At 38.5% G+C, this 17,307-nt stretch carries 14 protein-coding genes; 9 read left to right on the forward strand and 5 right to left on the reverse strand.

Annotated elements, in window-relative coordinates; all coding sequences use genetic code 11:
• Positions 1 to 38: 38 nt before the first annotated feature.
• From ACKGJN_RS09540 to ACKGJN_RS09575, 8 genes are all read left to right on the forward strand, one after another.
• Positions 39 to 1,187, forward strand: coding sequence for a DUF2062 domain-containing protein (locus tag ACKGJN_RS09540; RefSeq protein ID WP_409539261.1), 1,149 nt, complete (start codon positions 39 to 41; stop codon positions 1,185 to 1,187).
• On the forward strand, positions 1,188 to 4,172 hold the full coding sequence (locus ACKGJN_RS09545; protein ID WP_409539262.1) for an MMPL family transporter: 2,985 nt from the start codon (positions 1,188 to 1,190) through the stop codon (positions 4,170 to 4,172).
• Between the two features lie 16 nt (positions 4,173 to 4,188).
• Positions 4,189 to 5,859, forward strand: coding sequence for a C45 family autoproteolytic acyltransferase/hydolase (locus ACKGJN_RS09550; RefSeq protein ID WP_409539263.1), 1,671 nt, complete (start codon positions 4,189 to 4,191; stop codon positions 5,857 to 5,859).
• A gap of 3 nt (positions 5,860 to 5,862) precedes the next feature.
• Positions 5,863 to 7,143: a phenylacetate--CoA ligase family protein gene (locus ACKGJN_RS09555; RefSeq protein ID WP_409539264.1), complete on the forward strand. Its 1,281-nt coding sequence runs from the start codon at positions 5,863 to 5,865 to the stop codon at positions 7,141 to 7,143.
• Between the two features lie 109 nt (positions 7,144 to 7,252).
• Positions 7,253 to 8,161: a sterol desaturase family protein gene (locus tag ACKGJN_RS09560; protein ID WP_409539265.1), complete on the forward strand. Its 909-nt coding sequence runs from the start codon at positions 7,253 to 7,255 to the stop codon at positions 8,159 to 8,161.
• A gap of 230 nt (positions 8,162 to 8,391) precedes the next feature.
• On the forward strand, positions 8,392 to 8,901 hold the full coding sequence (locus ACKGJN_RS09565; RefSeq protein WP_409539266.1) for an acyl-CoA carboxylase biotin carboxyl carrier protein subunit: 510 nt from the start codon (positions 8,392 to 8,394) through the stop codon (positions 8,899 to 8,901).
• Between the two features lie 95 nt (positions 8,902 to 8,996).
• Positions 8,997 to 10,436, forward strand: coding sequence for an acetyl-CoA carboxylase biotin carboxylase subunit (gene accC / locus ACKGJN_RS09570; RefSeq protein WP_409539267.1), 1,440 nt, complete (start codon positions 8,997 to 8,999; stop codon positions 10,434 to 10,436).
• A gap of 9 nt (positions 10,437 to 10,445) precedes the next feature.
• The gene (locus tag ACKGJN_RS09575) at positions 10,446 to 11,987 is read left to right on the forward strand and encodes an acyl-CoA carboxylase subunit beta (protein WP_409539268.1); all 1,542 of its coding nucleotides are present in this window, start codon (positions 10,446 to 10,448) and stop codon (positions 11,985 to 11,987) included.
• Positions 11,988 to 12,171: 184 nt separating this feature from the next.
• Here the strand turns inward: ACKGJN_RS09575 and ACKGJN_RS09580 are convergent, their stop codons facing one another.
• Positions 12,172 to 12,804, reverse strand: coding sequence for a trimeric intracellular cation channel family protein (locus ACKGJN_RS09580; RefSeq protein ID WP_409539269.1), 633 nt, complete (start codon positions 12,802 to 12,804; stop codon positions 12,172 to 12,174).
• A gap of 274 nt (positions 12,805 to 13,078) precedes the next feature.
• Here ACKGJN_RS09580 and trxB point away from each other — a divergent pair, with 274 nt between their 5' ends.
• Positions 13,079 to 14,056, forward strand: coding sequence for a thioredoxin-disulfide reductase (gene trxB, locus ACKGJN_RS09585; RefSeq protein WP_409539563.1), 978 nt, complete (start codon positions 13,079 to 13,081; stop codon positions 14,054 to 14,056).
• 72 nt (positions 14,057 to 14,128) lie between these two features.
• Here trxB and ACKGJN_RS09590 read toward each other — a convergent pair whose 3' ends face one another.
• The 4 genes from ACKGJN_RS09590 to ACKGJN_RS09605 form a co-directional block, all read right to left on the reverse strand.
• Positions 14,129 to 14,356 (reverse strand): hypothetical protein, encoded by a 228-nt coding sequence (locus ACKGJN_RS09590; RefSeq protein ID WP_409539270.1) that lies wholly within the window; start codon positions 14,354 to 14,356, stop codon positions 14,129 to 14,131.
• Between the two features lie 255 nt (positions 14,357 to 14,611).
• Positions 14,612 to 16,363 carry a PspC domain-containing protein gene (locus tag ACKGJN_RS09595; RefSeq protein WP_409539271.1) on the reverse strand — a complete coding sequence of 584 codons (1,752 nt, stop codon included), beginning with the start codon at positions 16,361 to 16,363 and terminating at the stop codon, positions 14,612 to 14,614.
• A complete protein-coding gene (locus tag ACKGJN_RS09600; RefSeq protein WP_409539272.1) occupies positions 16,356 to 16,700 on the reverse strand; it encodes a PadR family transcriptional regulator in 345 nt (114 codons plus the stop codon). The genes ACKGJN_RS09595 and ACKGJN_RS09600 overlap by 8 nt, the downstream gene beginning before the upstream one ends.
• Positions 16,697 to 17,221: a DUF4870 domain-containing protein gene (locus tag ACKGJN_RS09605; RefSeq protein ID WP_409539273.1), complete on the reverse strand. Its 525-nt coding sequence runs from the start codon at positions 17,219 to 17,221 to the stop codon at positions 16,697 to 16,699. Before ACKGJN_RS09605 ends, ACKGJN_RS09600 begins: the two co-directional genes overlap by 4 nt.
• Positions 17,222 to 17,307: the final 86 nt, after the last annotated feature.

Here is a 17,307-nt window from a genome sequence, read left to right on the forward strand (position 1 = left end):
TTCAATCCCGCTTCGATTCCTTAAAGTGTTGTATCCTAATGCCCACTTACAATAATGAAGGAACACTGCCTATCGTTATTCAGGATCTTTTTCTTTACACAAATAACCTGGTTATCATCAATGATGGTTCTACAGATGGCACTTCTGCTATTTTAGAGCAATTTCCTCAAGTGGAACTTATTCATTTTGAAAAAAACCAGGGAAAAGGGGAAGCTTTAAAGCAGGGATTCAAACTGGCAGAAAAACTGGGTTATGAGTATGCGATCACGATAGATTCAGACGGGCAGCATTATCCGGATGACCTTGATATATTTTTAAGCGAACTGGAATCAAAAAAAGCAGTGGATCCTGAGCTCTTACTGGTGGGAGACCGGAATATGAATCAGGATGGAATTCCGGGGAAAAGTTCCACCGGAAATAAATTTTCCAATTTTTGGTTTTTGGTTGTTACCGGAACCGAATTACACGATACCCAAAGCGGATACAGGCTTTACCCTCTGAAAGCGGTAAATGGAATTAAATTGTTCACCAAAAAATTCGAGCTGGAGATAGAGGTTATAGTTAAAGCAGCCTGGCGAAATGTGGAGGTCAGAAATATTCCTATAAAGGTTTTTTACGATAAGGAGAACCGGGTTTCCCATTTCCGGCCGTTCAAAGATATTGTGCGTATCGTGTTATTATATATTTGGTTTGTAATGGCCAGTTTCTTTTATATACATCCACGCAACAAATACAGGGATTTAAGGGAAAAAGGATTCAAACGGTTTTGGAATGAAGATATTCTTAAAAGTCAGGAGCCGGCCCATAAAAAAGCAGCTGCGGTGGCTTTAGGTATTTTTGTAGGGATTTTACCTCTTTGGGGATTGCATACGCTGCTGGTATTTTTGCTGGCTGCGGTTTTTAAATTGAATAAAGTGATCGCCTTTTTGTTTTCAAATATCAGTATTCCTCCGCTTATCCCGGTGATAATTTATGCCAGTTATCAACTTGGTTCTCTAATCACAGGAAATGGAATTAGCTGGGAAGTGAATTTAACCGATTTCGATTCTTCTACAGAAGTTTTTCAGGGTCTCTGGAAGTATCTTTTAGGAAGTATTGCCCTTGCAGGAATCCTTGCATCTTCACTGTGGGTTGTCTTTTATTTCTTATTTTCGGTTTTTAACCCAAAGCAGGTTGTGAAATCATAGATGTTAAGAATATATACCTTTTTACGTCAGAATAAAGCTATCGGGTTTGTACTTGGTTTTTCATTCCTGGCGATCGTTCTTTTTCTTGCATCCAGAATAACGCTGGAGGAAGATGTTTCCAGCCTGATCCCATCCGGGGAACAACAAAATATTCTAAAAAAAGTTCTGGATCAAACCAGGTTTTCCGATAAGATCATCGTTTCTGTTTCTTCAACTTCAGGGGAAGCGAATCCTGAAGCCCTCACTCAATATGCACAGCAATTTATAGATTCGGTTAACATTCAGCTTCCGGAATATGTTAAAAATATTCAGGGAAAAGTTCCGGAGGAAGGAGTCCGGGAGATCTATGACTTTATTTATAACAATTTACCGCTTTTCCTGAATGAAGCCGATTATCAGGATATTGAATCCCGGCTTGGCCAGGAACTTATTCAGGAACGATTAAAGAACAACTACAAAAACCTGATTTCCCCCACCGGGCTGGTTACCAAAGAATACCTTTTTAAGGATCCGCTCTCAATTACTTCCCTGGGTTTAGAAAAGCTGAAGGAATTGCAGGTAGGAGATGATTTTGAGATTTATAATAATTTCCTTATCACTAAAGATCAACACCATGTATTGCTTTTTTTAACGCCTTCCCTACCATCTTCGGAAACCGATAAGAACAGCTTTTTTTTAGGGAAGTTGAAAACAATTCAGAAAGGATTAAATCAAAAATTTGAAGGGGTTGAAGGAGACTTTTTTGGTGGTGTTCTATATTCAGTGGCCAATGCCGGTCAAATTAAAAAAGATATTAAGATCACGATAGGAATTGCTGTGGGAATTCTGTTATTACTGCTGATTTATTATTACCGCAGGATCTATGTTCCTCTGCTTCTATTTATTCCGGGATTGTTAGGGGGGATTACCGCCATTGCGATTTTATATCTTTTAAAAGGAAATATTTCGGCTATTTCTATCGGGATTGGCGCTATTTTACTGGGAATAAGCATAGATTATTCCCTGCATATTTTAACTCACTACAAGAAAAACCGCAATATTCAAAAGCTGTATAAGGAGGTAACCATTCCGGTTTTTATGAGCAGCAGTACCACCGCCGTCGCTTTTTTATGTTTGCTTTTTGTAAGAAGTGAAGCTTTGAACGATCTGGGTATTTTTGCTGCCATAAGTGTAGCGGTGGCTTCGGTTTTTGCACTTATTCTAATCCCGCTGTTCTACCAGGTTCCGGAAGGGGTTTCTGAGGATAGAAATACTTTTCTGGATTCTATCGCCGGAATAGATTTTCATAAAAAACACATCCTTATAATAGCGATGCTCCTTTTATTTATTGGCGGCTTGTTCTTTTTCACGAAAGTTGAATTCAATAAAGATCTATCTGCCATCAATTTTGAACCGAAAGAAATTAAGCAGAAAGAGAACCGAATTCAGGATATTGCAGGAAGGGCATCAAAATCTGTACATATCATAACCTACGGAAATAGCATCGATGAGTCTTTAGAAAGCAATAATGATCTATACAAGGAATTAAAGGAGCTAAAGAATCAGGAAAAAATCAGCAGTTTCAGCAGTCTTGGAGGAGTGGTACTGTCTACCAGTACACAGGTGGAAAAAATAGCACGATGGAAAGATTTCTGGACACCGGAGAAAAGAAACAGCGTAAAAAGTGATCTCATTGACGAATCAGAAACTTTTGGATTTAGAGCTGAAAGCTTTGAGAGTTTTTACAATTTGCTCTCAAAAGATTTCAATCCAATTCTTTTAAATGATTACAGGGAAACCACAAACCTTTATTTAGACGATTTTATTTCTTCCAGGGAAGATTTCGCCACGGTAACAACTTCAGTAGATGTTGAAAAAGATGATCTTGAGCTGCTTGTCGAAAAATTTAAGGGGAAAGAAAACCTGATGGTTATAGATCGGCAGCAAATAAATGAGAGTTTTTTAGGAAACCTTCGGGAGGATTTCAATTCCCTTATTGCCTATTCGCTTATCGCGGTTTTTATTATTTTATTATTTTCATACCGATCTTTTGAACTGAGTATTTTTACCCTGTTGCCTATTGTTATCACCTGGATTATCGCCCTGGGGATTATGGCGGTTTTAAATATACAGTTCAATATTTTGAATATCATCATTTCTACCTTCATCTTTGGTTTAGGCCTGGATTACAGCATTTTTATCACCAACGGATTTTTGAGGGAATATGAAACCGGGATAAGGGTTTTAAAGACCTATCGTACTTCCATTTTGCTTTCTGTAATCACTACGTTACTGGGTATTGGGGCTTTATTTTTTGCCGAACATCCTGCGCTTAGATCTATTTCCATGGTTTCAATTATAGGGGTTGTTTCAGCGGTTTTAGTGGCATTTATTTTACAGGGATATTTATTTGCTTTGCTTTTTCTGAATAGGATTAAAAAGGGAAAACCAGCGCTGAGCATCAACCAGATTTTTAGCAATTCAGGCAACCGGTATAAAGGTGATAAATTGTATTTTAAAAGCGCGGTTTATGATAATTACCGTTTCAAGTCGGTTTTTAAGGAAGTCAGGCGACAGTTTCAGAAAGAAAAAGAGCGTTATTTAAAACTTTCAGCATTTATGGAGGAAAGTGATAAGGTGATCCATTTTTATTCGGGACTGGGAATACTTCCTGTCTATTTGAATTACAAAAAACCAGGAATTGAGATCGTAGGAATAGAGCCAGATCCGGAGAAATTAGTGATCGCCAAAAATTGTTTTGCTGCAAAGACAGAACGGCTAGATTTTTCAGATTCAATTCCTTCAGAAATAAAGGATTTTAAAGTTTTTATTCTTTCAAAAGCACCACTTTATCATATGAATGGGGAAATTAGAGATCTGATTTCAAAACAGGCCAAAACCGTGATCATTTTAGATCCCGAATATGTTTACAGGTGGATACTCGATCTTGATTTTGAAATAAGTTACAGGCAAAATGACATTGTAGTTTTGCGAAAAATGGAGTAATCACAAGGAATGATAAATGATGTACAGGCTTTCAAACATATTGATATTCCTTTTTAGTACTGTACTGATAAGTTCCTGTAGTATTCAAAAACCATTTAAAACCTTTCCAGATCTTACCGGAATTGAGAATATTGATACCCTTCGGGTTCAACATAATGATAGCCTGTTTTCCATTGGAAAGAACACACTCCTTAAAAACGAGTATGGGATATGGGAATTGTATTTGGAAGGAAATGCCCTGGAACGTGGGCTAAAGGGCGGAAGTCTTACCCGTGAATTAATGCACATCCAGGAAGAAGCAATTATGAGCAAAATCCAAAGCCTGGTGCCTAAAGAAGGATATCAGAAATTTCTAAAAAAAGTTGTGGCTTTTTTTAACCGAAAACTGTACCTGCATGTTACTGAAGAGTATAAAGCTGAGATCTATGGAGTTTCCAGGTTTGCACTTGAAAAAGATGATAATTTTGCATCTTCTTATTTGCAATCCCTTTATCTTCATGGGGCGCATGATATTGGACATGCATTACAGGATTTGATGTTGGTTGGATGTACTTCTTTCGCTGCCTGGGATTCTAAAACTCAGGACGGACAGTTAATGCTAGGACGGAATTTCGATTTTTACGTAAACGATGAATTCGCCCGGGAAAAGATAGTAGCTTTTATCAATCCCGAAAAGGGCCATAAATTCATGATGTATACCTGGGGCGGAATGATAGGAGCAGTAAGCGGAATGAATGAAAAAGGCCTTTCGGTTACCATAAATGCCGGAAAATCGAATATACCATTAATGGCAAAAACGCCAATTTCACTGGTTGCCAGGGAAATACTTCAATATGCAGAAACCACTGTTGAAGCGATTGAGATCGCCAAAAAAAAAGAGGTTTTTGTTTCTGAAGCCATTATGATAGGAAGCGCCAGGGAACAAAAAGCACTGTTAATAGAAGTTTCTCCAAGGAATTTTGGAGTTTATGAAGTTGAAAATGCTGATGAGCTAATATGCAGCAACCATTTTCAAAGCGCTGAATATACAGGAGATAGAAGGAATTTAAAAACCATTGAAGAAAGTCATACCCAATACAGGTTTGATAGAATGGAGGAATTGCTGTCACAAAATGATAAGCTCACTCCCGATAAAGCTGCAGCGATCTTAAGAAATACGGAAGGTTTAGAAGGTTCAAAATTGGGGTATGGAAATGAGAAAGCCATAAATCAATTGCTGGCGCATCATGGGATCCTATTTAAGCCAGATGCACGAAAAGTATGGGTTTCTGCCAATCCATATCAATTGGGAGCATTTGTAGCTTATGATCTGGTAGCTGCTTTCCAAAAATTCGAGCAGGGAAATGTGGCTGAAAGTGTTGCAGATATTGCTGAAAGTATTCCGGAAGCCGATTTTGTGAATTCTAAAGAGTTCAGGGACTATGAAAAATTCAGGAAGTTAAATGAAGAAATTAAGTACGCCATTTCTTCGGAAGAAAACATTTCAGAAAAAAAGCTGGATCAATTGATACTTTTAAATCCATATTACTGGAAAGCCTATTCTATGGCCGGGCAGTATTATTTTCAGAAAAGGAATTTTAGGAAGGCTGTCATTTATTTTAAACAGGCATTGCATAGGGAAGTACCCACAAGTCTTGATGAACAATATCTTGAAAAAATGATCAAAAAAAGTTATAGAAAACTATAGTATATGTTGGACCAATCAAGAACATCAATTCAAAATATAAAGCAAATTCAATGGTTGGAGCTGCAAAAGCAACTTCTTTATCTTCAGTGGAACAGTAAATTTTATCAGCAAAAATTCAAAGAATTTGATATCGACGTGAATAATATAGTCACTTATGAAGATTTACGTCGAATCCCAATTACCTCCAAAGAAGATCTCCAGCGTTTCAATGAAGATTTTATTTGTGTCCCAAAAACCGAAATTATCGATTTTGTAACGACTTCCGGCACTTTGGGAAAACCGGTCAATTTGGCGCTGAATGAACCCGATTTGGAACGTCTTGCCTTAAATGAAATGCGATCTTTTGAATTGGTAGGTGTAAAAAAAGAAGATGTTGTACAAATAACCACTACTCTGGACAGGCGCTTTATGGCCGGGATGGCTTATTTTTTGGGCCTGCGGAAACTCGGTGCGGGAATTGTGCGTACCGGCAGCGGATTGCCACAATTGCAATGGGATTCCATAGAGCGTTTCAAACCCAATTATCTGGTAGCGGTTCCTTCCTTTCTGCTTAAAATGATTGAATATGCCATAGAACATAAAATAGATTATAAAAACTCAATACTAAAGGCTGCGGTTTGCATTGGAGAACCCATCCGGAACCTGGATAATTCATTGAATGCCTTAGGAACAAAAATCGCAGATCTGTGGAATATTGAATTGTTTTCCACCTATGCCTCTACAGAAATGGCCACTGCTTTTACCGAATGCAAATTTCACAATGGAAATCACATCCAGCCGGATCTTATATTTACTGAAATACTCAATAAAGCAGGAGGACACGTAAAAGAAGGAGAACCCGGGGAGTTGGTAATTACAACTTTGCAAAATCAAACGATGCCCTTGCTGCGTTTTGCAACCGGTGATATACTCACATATTCTGAAAAACCCTGTGAATGCGGAAGGAACACGCTTAGGCTAAGTTCCTTGATTGGCCGAAAAAGCCAGATGATAAAACTAAAGGGAACAACTGTATATCCTCAAAACATCATTGAAGTATTGAATGGATTGGATGAAATAAAGAATTTTGTGATTGAAGCCAAAAAAGGAATTGCCGGCGTGGATGAAGTCATTGTGAAAATTCCCGATACTTTTTCTACAGATTATGTGCTCTTACTGAAAGATGCCTTTAAAGCAAAAATCCTTGTCACTCCAAAAATCGAGCGGGTTTCGGAAGCAAAGATCAACGAATTGAAAAATCAGAAAGATGCTGTTAAAGCGAAGGTTTTTCTTGATCACAGATGAACTTTAATCCCATAATATGTAACAATTGTTACTATGCACTTATAACCTGTTATGTATTTTTGCATCTTACGTCTAAGGTGTAACATAATTTTTTAAAATTTGACAATCGTTGGAAAAGTACCTTAATATAATACTGGAATCTTTCACTGGCTATTTCAATTATCTGGTTCAGGAGATTTCCAATCCATCCTGGAATAATTACTTCTACTGGCTTATTGCGGTGTCCTTGTTGGTTTGGTTTGTTGAAATTCTTATTCCATGGAGAACTAACCAGAAGATCTTCCGAAAAGGTTTCTGGCTCGACAGTTTTTATATTCTTTTTAATTTCTTCCTCTTTTCTCTGATAGGATTTAATGCGATTTCCAACGTGGGAGTGGAGCTTTTTAATGATTTTTTAGGCCTGTTTGGGATAGAGAATATCGTGGCTTTTAAGGTGCAAACCTGGCCTGCATGGAGTCAGTTATTAGTGATGTTTTTCATTGCCGATTTTATTCAGTGGAACATTCACCGCCAATTACACCGGCAGCCGTGGTTATGGGAATTTCATAAAGTGCATCACAGCGTGAAAGAAATGGGTTTTGCTGCACAGTTCAGGTTTCATTTTATGGAAACCATCGTCTACAAAACCGTACAATATATTCCGCTGGCTATGATTGGTTTTGGCATCCAGGAATTCTTTGTGGTGCATATGTTTTCTGTTTTTGTGGGGCATTTGAATCATGCAAATGTGGGATGGAATTACGGAGCTTTTGGATATATCTTTAACAATCCAAAAATGCATATCTGGCACCATTCAAAAGAGCTTCCGAAAGAACATCCCTACGGAATGAACTACGGACTTTCTTTAAGTATCTGGGATTATTTATTCGGAACGGCTTATGTCCCCAGCGATGGAAAGAATATTGAACTGGGATTTCATGGAGATGAGGATTTTCCCGAAGATTTCAAAAATCAGCTGATTTTTCCCTTCAGAAAAAAAGCCAAAGCTTCCCAACAGGAAATTTCAAAACAGGCTTAATAATAAAGTAATAAACATATATTAACCCCACAGATTTTACAAACTGTGGGGTTTTTTCGTTTGTTTTTAAAAAATCTCAAAACCTGAAATATTATAAATTAAATAGAGGCATCTGAAAGAATTCATAGACTGCTTTTTATAGCATTTTCCTGAGATTATCCTATAAATAGCATTCATAATTTTCTATATTTACAGCATTTGCTGAAAAGCAGGGTTTAAAAATTAATAATATGCAAAACAGATATAAGGTCATCGTAAATGATTCGCTGGAATACAATTTCGGAAATGAAGAAATATCCTCTTTAGATACACAAAAAATCGCTCCAACTAAATTTCACGTTTTAAAGGAAGGTCGTTCTTTCAAGGCTGAAATTTTAGAAGCTGCCTTCAATAAAAAAACGTATTCGGTTAAGATCAATTCCAATATTTATGAAGTGGTTATCTCCAATGAACTCGATCTTCTTATCGAAGAAATGGGCTTGTCTTTGGGCGAGGCGGTAGTTGTGAACGATATTAAGGCACCTATGCCGGGATTGATCCTGGATGTAAATATAAAAGAAGGGGATGCCGTAAAAGAGGGAGATTATTTGCTTGTTCTGGAAGCGATGAAAATGGAAAACACCTTAACCGCACCCAGGGACGGGGTAGTGAAATCAATTTCTGTTAAAAAAGGAGAAACGGTTGAAAAAAATCAGTTATTGATAGAGATGGACGCCCCCCAGCATCCGAAGGGGGAGTAATAAAAAATTCCATTTACATGAATATGGTATAAATAATTGGCTATGAAGATCATCAAATAGAATTGATGTTTTCTGGTGAAAATTAAATTGAATAAATGAAAAAAATATTAATAGCCAATCGCGGGGAGATTGCCTTAAGGGTTATGAAAACGGCTCAAAAAATGGGCATCAAGACAGTTGCTGTTTTTTCTACTGCCGACAGGAATGCACCTCACGTTAAATTTGCAGATGAAGCTGTTTGCATTGGCGAAGCTCCTTCAAATGAATCGTATTTATTGGGCGATAAAATAATAGAAGTCGCAAAGGAATTAAAGGTGGATGGAATACATCCCGGATATGGTTTTCTCTCTGAAAATGCCGATTTTGCTGAAAAAGTGGAGAAAAATGGTATCACCTGGATTGGCCCGGGTTCCAAAGCGATCCGGATTATGGGAAGTAAACTTGCAGCAAAAGATGCTGTAAAAAACTTTGGAATACCTATGGTTCCCGGAATTGATGAGGCAATTACAGATGTTGAAAAGGCCAAGAAAATCGCAAATGAAATTGGTTTTCCAATTTTGATAAAAGCCTCTGCAGGAGGTGGCGGAAAAGGGATGCGGATAGTGGAACAGGAGATGGATCTGGAAGACCAAATGAAACGTGCCATCAGTGAGGCGGTATCCGCCTTTGGAGATGGAGCTGTTTTTATCGAAAAATATATTTCCTCTCCGCGGCATATTGAGATTCAGATCCTGGCCGATACTCACGGAAATACACTTCATCTTTTTGAACGGGAATGCAGCATACAAAGGAGACATCAAAAAGTGGTGGAAGAAGCACCTTCTGTGGTTTTAACGGAAGAAATCCGTAAAAAAATGGGGGATGCGGCAATTAAAGTCGCTCAGGCCTGTGATTATGTAGGAGCGGGAACTGTTGAGTTTTTGCTGGATGAAAACAAGAATTTTTATTTTCTGGAAATGAATACAAGGTTACAGGTGGAACATCCGGTGACCGAATTTATAACCGGGATAGATCTGGTAGAACAACAAATAAAAGTAGCGTGGGGTGAAACTCTCGCCTTTTCACAACAGGATTTGAAGATCTCCGGACACGCTGTTGAACTGCGAATTTATGCCGAAGACCCTTTGGATGATTTTATGCCCAGTGTGGGAACCCTGGAGCGTTACAGAACTCCGAGTGGCGAAGGAATTCGTCTCGACGACGGATTTGAGGAAGGAATGGAAGTGCCCATTTATTACGACCCGATGCTTGCTAAACTCATCACCTACGGGAAGAGCAGGGAAGAAGCTATACAGTTAATGCTGAAAGCGATCAAAAACTATGAGGTAAAAGGAGTGATGACCACCCTTCCGTTTGGAAAATTTGTCTTTGAGCATGAAGCCTTCCGAAGCGGAAATTTCGATACCCACTTTGTGAAGAATTATTATTCTGCAGATAAACTGCATTCTGAGATTGAAGAGGAAGCAAAACTCGCTTCTCTTGTTGCGTTACAACAGTATTTGAAGGATCAGGAATTGTTGCGTTTACCGAATTAAAGAGATACTATGAGCCAAAATAAAGAGGAATTAAAGAATAAAATTGCGGAGGCACATTTAGGCGGCGGTGAAAAACGGATCGCCAAACAGCACCATCAAAAGAAATTAACCGCCAGGGAACGGGTGGATTATTTACTGGATGAAGGTTCTTTTGAAGAGATTGGAATTCTGGTTACGCACCGTACAACCGATTTTGGAATGGAAAACCAAAAGTTCTACGGGGATGGTGTTGTAACCGGTTATGGAACTATTAACAGCCGGCTGGTTTATGTTTTTGCTCAGGATTTCACGGTTTTTGGAGGATCTTTATCTGAAACTCACGCCGAAAAAATATGCAAAGTAATGGATCATGCGATGAAGGTGGGAGCTCCTATAATTGGTTTGAATGATTCTGGCGGTGCAAGGATCCAGGAAGGAGTGCGTTCTTTGGGTGGTTATGCCGATATTTTTTACAGAAATGTGCAGGCTTCCGGAGTTATTCCGCAAATATCTGCAATTATGGGCCCCTGTGCAGGAGGTGCGGTTTATTCCCCTGCGATGACAGATTTTACTTTGATGGTACAGGATACCAGTTATATGTTTGTTACCGGGCCAAATGTGGTAAAAACGGTGACCAATGAAAATGTAACTTCTGAAGAGCTGGGAGGTGCAAGTACACATTCTACTAAATCTGGCGTAACGCATCTCACTTCTGTGAGTGATATCGCCTGTTTGGAAGATATTAAAAAACTGCTGAGTTACCTTCCGCAGAACAATAAGGAAACCACTGAAAAGCTGCCCTTTGTATTTGAGGATGAACACCGGGAAAAGCTCGATAATATTGTGCCGGACAGCTCTAATAAGCCTTATGACATGCATGAGGTTATCAAGGGTATTATCGACGCAGATTCCTTTTTTGAGATCCATAAGAATTATGCCGAAAATATTATTGTTGGGTTTGCAAGATTAGGCGGGCGAAGTATTGGAATTGTGGCAAATCAACCCATGAGCCTTGCCGGGGTATTGGATGTTGATTCCTCTAAAAAAGCGGCAAGATTTACACGTTTTTGTGATTGTTTTAATATTCCTCTTTTGGTACTGGTGGATGTTCCGGGATTTTTACCGGGTACAGATCAGGAATGGAACGGTATCATCCTTCACGGCGCCAAACTGCTTTATGCACTTAGCGAAGCCACTGTGCCGCGGGTTACGGTTATCACGAGGAAAGCTTATGGAGGTGCTTATGATGTGATGAATTCCAAACACATAGGAGCCGATCTTAATTTTGCCTGGCCAACTGCTGAAATTGCAGTAATGGGAGCAAAAGGTGCCAGTGAGATTATTTTCAGGAAAGAGATTCAGGAAGCTGAGAATCCGGAGTTGAAATTATCTGAAAAAGAAACCGAATATGCCGAAAAATTTGCCACTCCATTTGAAGCGGCACAACGAGGATTTATAGATGAGGTGATTATGCCTAAGGATACACGAAGAAAATTACTAAAAGCCTTTAGTATGCTGGAAAATAAAAAGGTGTTACGGGCAGACAGGAAACACGGGAATATTCCGCTATAAATTATCAAGGTAAAAGTTTCAGGTACCCCGTCTTGATTTAAATCCTGACGGGGTTTAATTTTAAACCCGTTTTTATAGATACTATTCCGTCCGGGTGAGATTTCATCGGTCGGTATTCCGGGATATTTCTTTCTTTGACAAATCACGTGAGTTTTCTGCGAAGGAATGATAAATTCAATAATTTTTAAGATTGTTTATTTTCAGAAGAAAGTGTAAAAGAGGGCAGTGAAATTTTATATTTTACAACTACCAGTCGTATACTTATAACAATAAGCGAGGTAACTATATAGATTACATCTGTATTGACCCCTAAATCATACAGGATCACGAATGTCAGCGCACCAAGAATGGAAGCTGTTGCGTAAATTTCCTTCCTGAAGATCACCGGGATCTCGTTACATAAAATATCACGTATCACTCCTCCAAAAGTTCCTGTCATAGCTCCAATAGCTATAGAAACTATTGGACTAAGGCCATTTTGAATTCCCGTTTCCACTCCTGTTATAGTGAAAATTCCGAGTCCAATGGTATCGAACAGAAAAAGTGAGGTTTTTAGATAATTGATCTTATTTCTAAAGATGATTGCAAGAATTGTTACGAGTCCTATTAAGTACATATAAATGGTGTTTTCCATCCACATAACAGGGGTGTTACCCAGCAGTATATCCCTAAGCGTTCCACCTCCAATAGAGGTCACAAAAGCTATTATGAAAATTCCGAAAAGATCAAGTTTTCGGTGCATCGCGGCTAAAGCTCCAGAAATAGCAAAAGCCATGGTTCCCAGTAAATCGAGTATGTTAAAGAGAGATATTTCCATTTTCAAGGCAAAGGTACTTTTTAAAGGTATATTTTAAAGCAAACATTTGAGTTTTTAGAAATTATGGCATAAATTGAACTTTGTTAATCTTAATCAAAAGTCAAAACTAACCAGAAATTACTGTAAGGTTAAGGCTAAAGTTCCTACTTTTACAGTATTAAATTTATATGAAACATCCATGAGAGTAAAATTTCTCACACAGGAGAATGATTATTTGGATGTTACTTCCGATAGCTATCGGGAGACCGCTAAAACAATAATAAAAACAGATGAAATGACCGATACAATCGAAAGAATAAAATGTTTGATAATAGGCTCGGGTCCTGCGGGTTACACTGCGGCGATATATGCAGCCCGTGCAGACATGCATCCTGTGTTATATACAGGAATGGAGCCAGGAGGGCAACTAACAACTACTACTGAAGTTGACAATTTTCCCGGATATCCAGATGGAATAGATGGGCCTGCAATGATGATTGACATGCAAAGGCAAGCTGAGCGATTTGGAACAAAGGTGAGGATTGGGATGGTAACGGAAGTTGAATTTAGCAAAGAACCCGGAGGGATCCATAAAGCCTGTGTAGATAATGCTACCTGGGTAGAAGCTGAAACAGTTATTATTTCTACAGGAGCAACGGCAAAATATTTAGGACTTCCAAGTGAACAGCGTTTACGAGGAGGCGGGGTATCTGCCTGTGCGGTTTGTGATGGTTTTTTCTATAAAAATCAGGAAGTTGCCATCGTTGGTGGGGGAGATACCGCCGCCGAGGAAGCTACTTATCTTGCAAATATTTGTAAAAAAGTGACTATGCTGGTTAGAGGTGATGAAATGCGGGCTTCCAAAGCGATGCAGCACCGGGTGACAAGCACCAAAAATATAGATCTTCGATATAACACCCAGGTTGATGAGGTTTTAGGCGAACAGGTTGTAGAAGGTTTACAAATGGTGAATAACAAATCTGGGGAAAAGGAAACAATTGAAATTACAGGTTTATTTATCGCTATTGGGCATAAGCCAAATACCGATATTTTTAAGGGCCAGCTGGATATGGATTCTATGGGATATTTAGTTACCGAAGGTAAGTCCACTAAAACCAACCTTCCGGGGGTTTTTGCTTCCGGAGATGTTCAGGATAAGGAATACCGGCAGGCAGTTACCGCTGCTGGTACAGGTTGTATGGCCGCTTTGGATGCCGAACGCTATTTGAGTACTATTGAAAAGACAGAAGAAAAAGAGGTTACTGCCAATTAAATAATCTCAGTACAAAATAGTTTAAAATAAAAAAGTCCCGAATTTCGGGACTTTTTTTGACTTTAGGATTTCCTAGTTATCGTCACCATCAATTTTAACCTTTTTCTTTACATTACCATCATCATCGGTTTTTATTTTTATTTTCTTATCGTCAGTTTTTATTTTTATTTTTTGCCCGTCTTCGCTTACTTTAACTTCAGCGTCTTCAGTTAAGTCATCGGCTTCGTTGGTTTCCCTGCAAGCTACAAGAGATATACTCATTGCAAATAATAATAAACTTACTTTAAAAAATCGTTTCATAATTTCGTGAATTAATTGGTTATCGGGGACAAATCTATTCTATAGGAATGTACGCAGTTATATTTTTAACACTATACATGTTTTTTCGTTAAAACTTATACAATTATCATAATCAGCTGGATTACAGCCAGTATTTTCTTCATAAGAAAATGATCTTTTGGTATCTGAAATCTCAGGTATTAAATCATGTCCTGTTAAGGCACCAAATATACTTACCAGCGTCGCGATTAGGAAATTGGTTAGAGCGGTCATTTTTTAATTGTTTTGAATTTCTATTCCGTCCCGGGAGATCCGTATTTTATTGGTTTCATCCTTATTTATATTTATTCCTTTCCCATTGATTCTGATTTTCACATTATCTGTTGAATCTCCTCCTTCAAAATCTATGGTTCCATCAAATTCATCTTCATTATCCCAGGAGTCCTCTTCCCAGTTGTCTCTTTCAGATTGAGGACAGCTTGCACAGAGGATGGAATTCTCAGCGATTTTTAAATAATTTCCTTCCTGGTCATAATTTAAAATATTGCCATAATAATCAGAAGACCGGTGAAAGGAGGCTATATTTTTATCGGTATAAAGGGTAGAGCCTTCCGGTAGATATACTACGACCCTAACCTCCTGATCTCTGTAGTGATCCTTGAGATTGGCGGTGAAATAAGAATCGAGGAATAGCTCATTTCCTAAAAAATTGGTATTGTACCTAATATTTTCACCGCGCTGTTTGGCATCTTTGTAATCACTTCCATCAGCGGTTTTTATGATCTCGATCCTTCCTGTAGAATCCTTGGTAGATTTAACAACCAGTCGAACATCGGTTGAATACATTATCTTGTTATCTTTCTCATCAAATTTCAGTTTTAAATCGGTTTTATAGGCTCCGGAAGAATAATCGGGATTATATTTCATCGCCAGATAAAGTGTGTCTTGCGGTGTAATAGGCAAGACTTCGGTGGTTACCACTTCCCCCTCAAAAGCCCGCTGAGTTGCCTGTTTAATCCCCAGAACAGCAAGTCCTATTATGGAAAGTAACCAAAGCCCCAACAAAACCAGTTTTGCAGGAGTTCCAATCGATTTTAATTTTCTGACCAAAATTTTCAACCCCAGGATGAACAGGAAGAAAAATGGTATCCCAACAGCGAAGAATGTTAACAGGGATATTGTCCAAAGTGGAGCACCTATTCCTGCCATCTCAATATAATCTGTCCATGGCGCATCTATAATTCCGAAGGTTCCTACCGTGAAAAGAGCGATAAAAAGTCCAATTAAGGTTGTTCCAGCTATTAGAAGGATAAGAATTCCTATTAATTTCACAAAGATATTCAGTAAAAACAGAATTCCGGATCCAACACCCTTGGCTGCCGAAGAAGCTCCGGTCCTGGCCTGATTTCCGTATTTTTCATAATCCACATTTCGAACTTTTCCGCTAACATCATCAAAACCCTCCCTTATTTTTCTTTCAATATTGGTGATGTTCACCGCTTCGCCGCGCATAGAAAGTTTATCGGCTGTGGTTTTAGCTTCGGGAACGAAGATCCAGAGTGCGATATAGATAAGGATAAAGGCGCCGCTTGAAGCCAGGGTAAGTATGATCCAAAGCAATCGTACCCAGATAGACTGGATTCCAAGATAGTGGCCCAGTCCTGAAGAAACCCCGCCCACGTAAGAATGATCGGTATCGCGGAAAAGTTGCTTTCCGGATGGTTTAGAGCGGGCATAGGTTGGTTCATCCTCAAAGATTTCCTCATCGAGCATATAGTCTTCCGGCTGTCCCATAATAGCTATCACTTCTTCTACTTCCCGGATGCTTATTACCTGGCGATCGGTTTTTGTTTTTTCACTAAATAATTCAGCAATACGGGCTTCAATATCAGCCAGGATTTCCTCCCGGCCCTGGGCATTACTTAAGGAGCGTTTAATTGCATCCAGATAATGTTGCAATTTTATAAAAGCATCTTCATCAATATGAAAGAAAATGCCTGCAAGATTTATATTGACTGTCTTATTCATGATTCTTGTTTTTTTGTGTGGTTACTATAGCTACAGCGGTTTGCAATTCATCCCAGGTATGGGTAAGCTCTTTGAGAAAATCCTTTCCGGTATCTGTTAATCCGTAATATTTTCTTGGTGGCCCACCGGTAGATTCTTCCCAGCGATAGTTAAGCAAACCGGCGTTTTTTAATCTAGTGAGCAGTGGATAAATAGTGCCTTCCACTACCAGTAATTTTGCGTCTTTAAGCGTTTCGAGGATTTCTGCAACATAGGCATCATTATCTCTTAACACAGAGAGGATGCAGTATTCCAGTACGCCTTTACGCATTTGCGCCTTGGTGTTTTCAATGTTCATAGCGTTTGGTTTTGAGTGTTGTTAAACTGTTCATTTTTTGATTGATGATCCCCAAGCGGAGTTGGAGTGATGAAATTAATGGTTAAAGGATATTTGTATAAATGTCCTTCACTGGCTTTAACCGTTGCGGTGATGACGCAAACAATTTCCAGGATGAACAATGCCAGTAAAAGGATTCCTATAAAGCCTATAAAAAATAAAAGAGGCAGAGCTTTTCCCAGATCTCCAATATGAATTAAATCTGGTGAAAAAATAAAAGGTTCCTGAAAAGTGAAATTTACTCCCAGAAAAACGATTCCCGCTATTCCTAGACAAACCAGTAAAATGAAATACAGAAAAATACTTATCTGGAAATTCAGTGCCTGTTTTCCGTGGTCGTCCACAAATGGATCATTCTTTTTTGCAGTCCATAAAATTAGTGGAAGTATAAAATTCCCAAGGGGAATAATATATTTTGAAAATGCAGAAACATGGATGAGTGCTGCTATAGTTTTATCGGGATTTGTGGATTGTGAGTTCATCGTTTTTATTTTTATAATACAAATATATGTCTTAAAGAAGGTATTATGCAAAGCAAAGTACTGTATATATTTAAATTTTATGAAAA

Source organism: Gillisia xinjiangensis, from assembly GCF_046298265.1.
Lineage (GTDB): Bacteria > Bacteroidota > Bacteroidia > Flavobacteriales > Flavobacteriaceae > Gillisia > Gillisia xinjiangensis.

Coding starts and splice junctions, on each gene's coding strand:
- ACKGJN_RS09590 (WP_409539270.1), bottom strand. CDS start 14,356: ATGAAACGATTTTTTAAAGTAAGTTTATTATTATTTGCAATGAGTATA.
- ACKGJN_RS09545 (WP_409539262.1), top strand. CDS start 1,188: ATGTTAAGAATATATACCTTTTTACGTCAGAATAAAGCTATCGGGTTT.
- ACKGJN_RS09595 (WP_409539271.1), bottom strand. CDS start 16,363: ATGAATAAGACAGTCAATATAAATCTTGCAGGCATTTTCTTTCATATT.
- ACKGJN_RS09600 (WP_409539272.1), bottom strand. CDS start 16,700: ATGAACATTGAAAACACCAAGGCGCAAATGCGTAAAGGCGTACTGGAA.
- ACKGJN_RS09565 (WP_409539266.1), top strand. CDS start 8,392: ATGCAAAACAGATATAAGGTCATCGTAAATGATTCGCTGGAATACAAT.
- ACKGJN_RS09540 (WP_409539261.1), top strand. CDS start 39: ATGCCCACTTACAATAATGAAGGAACACTGCCTATCGTTATTCAGGAT.
- accC (WP_409539267.1), top strand. CDS start 8,997: ATGAAAAAAATATTAATAGCCAATCGCGGGGAGATTGCCTTAAGGGTT.
- ACKGJN_RS09575 (WP_409539268.1), top strand. CDS start 10,446: ATGAGCCAAAATAAAGAGGAATTAAAGAATAAAATTGCGGAGGCACAT.
- ACKGJN_RS09555 (WP_409539264.1), top strand. CDS start 5,863: ATGTTGGACCAATCAAGAACATCAATTCAAAATATAAAGCAAATTCAA.
- ACKGJN_RS09550 (WP_409539263.1), top strand. CDS start 4,189: ATGATGTACAGGCTTTCAAACATATTGATATTCCTTTTTAGTACTGTA.
- ACKGJN_RS09580 (WP_409539269.1), bottom strand. CDS start 12,804: ATGGAAATATCTCTCTTTAACATACTCGATTTACTGGGAACCATGGCT.
- trxB (WP_409539563.1), top strand. CDS start 13,079: ATGACCGATACAATCGAAAGAATAAAATGTTTGATAATAGGCTCGGGT.
- ACKGJN_RS09605 (WP_409539273.1), bottom strand. CDS start 17,221: ATGAACTCACAATCCACAAATCCCGATAAAACTATAGCAGCACTCATC.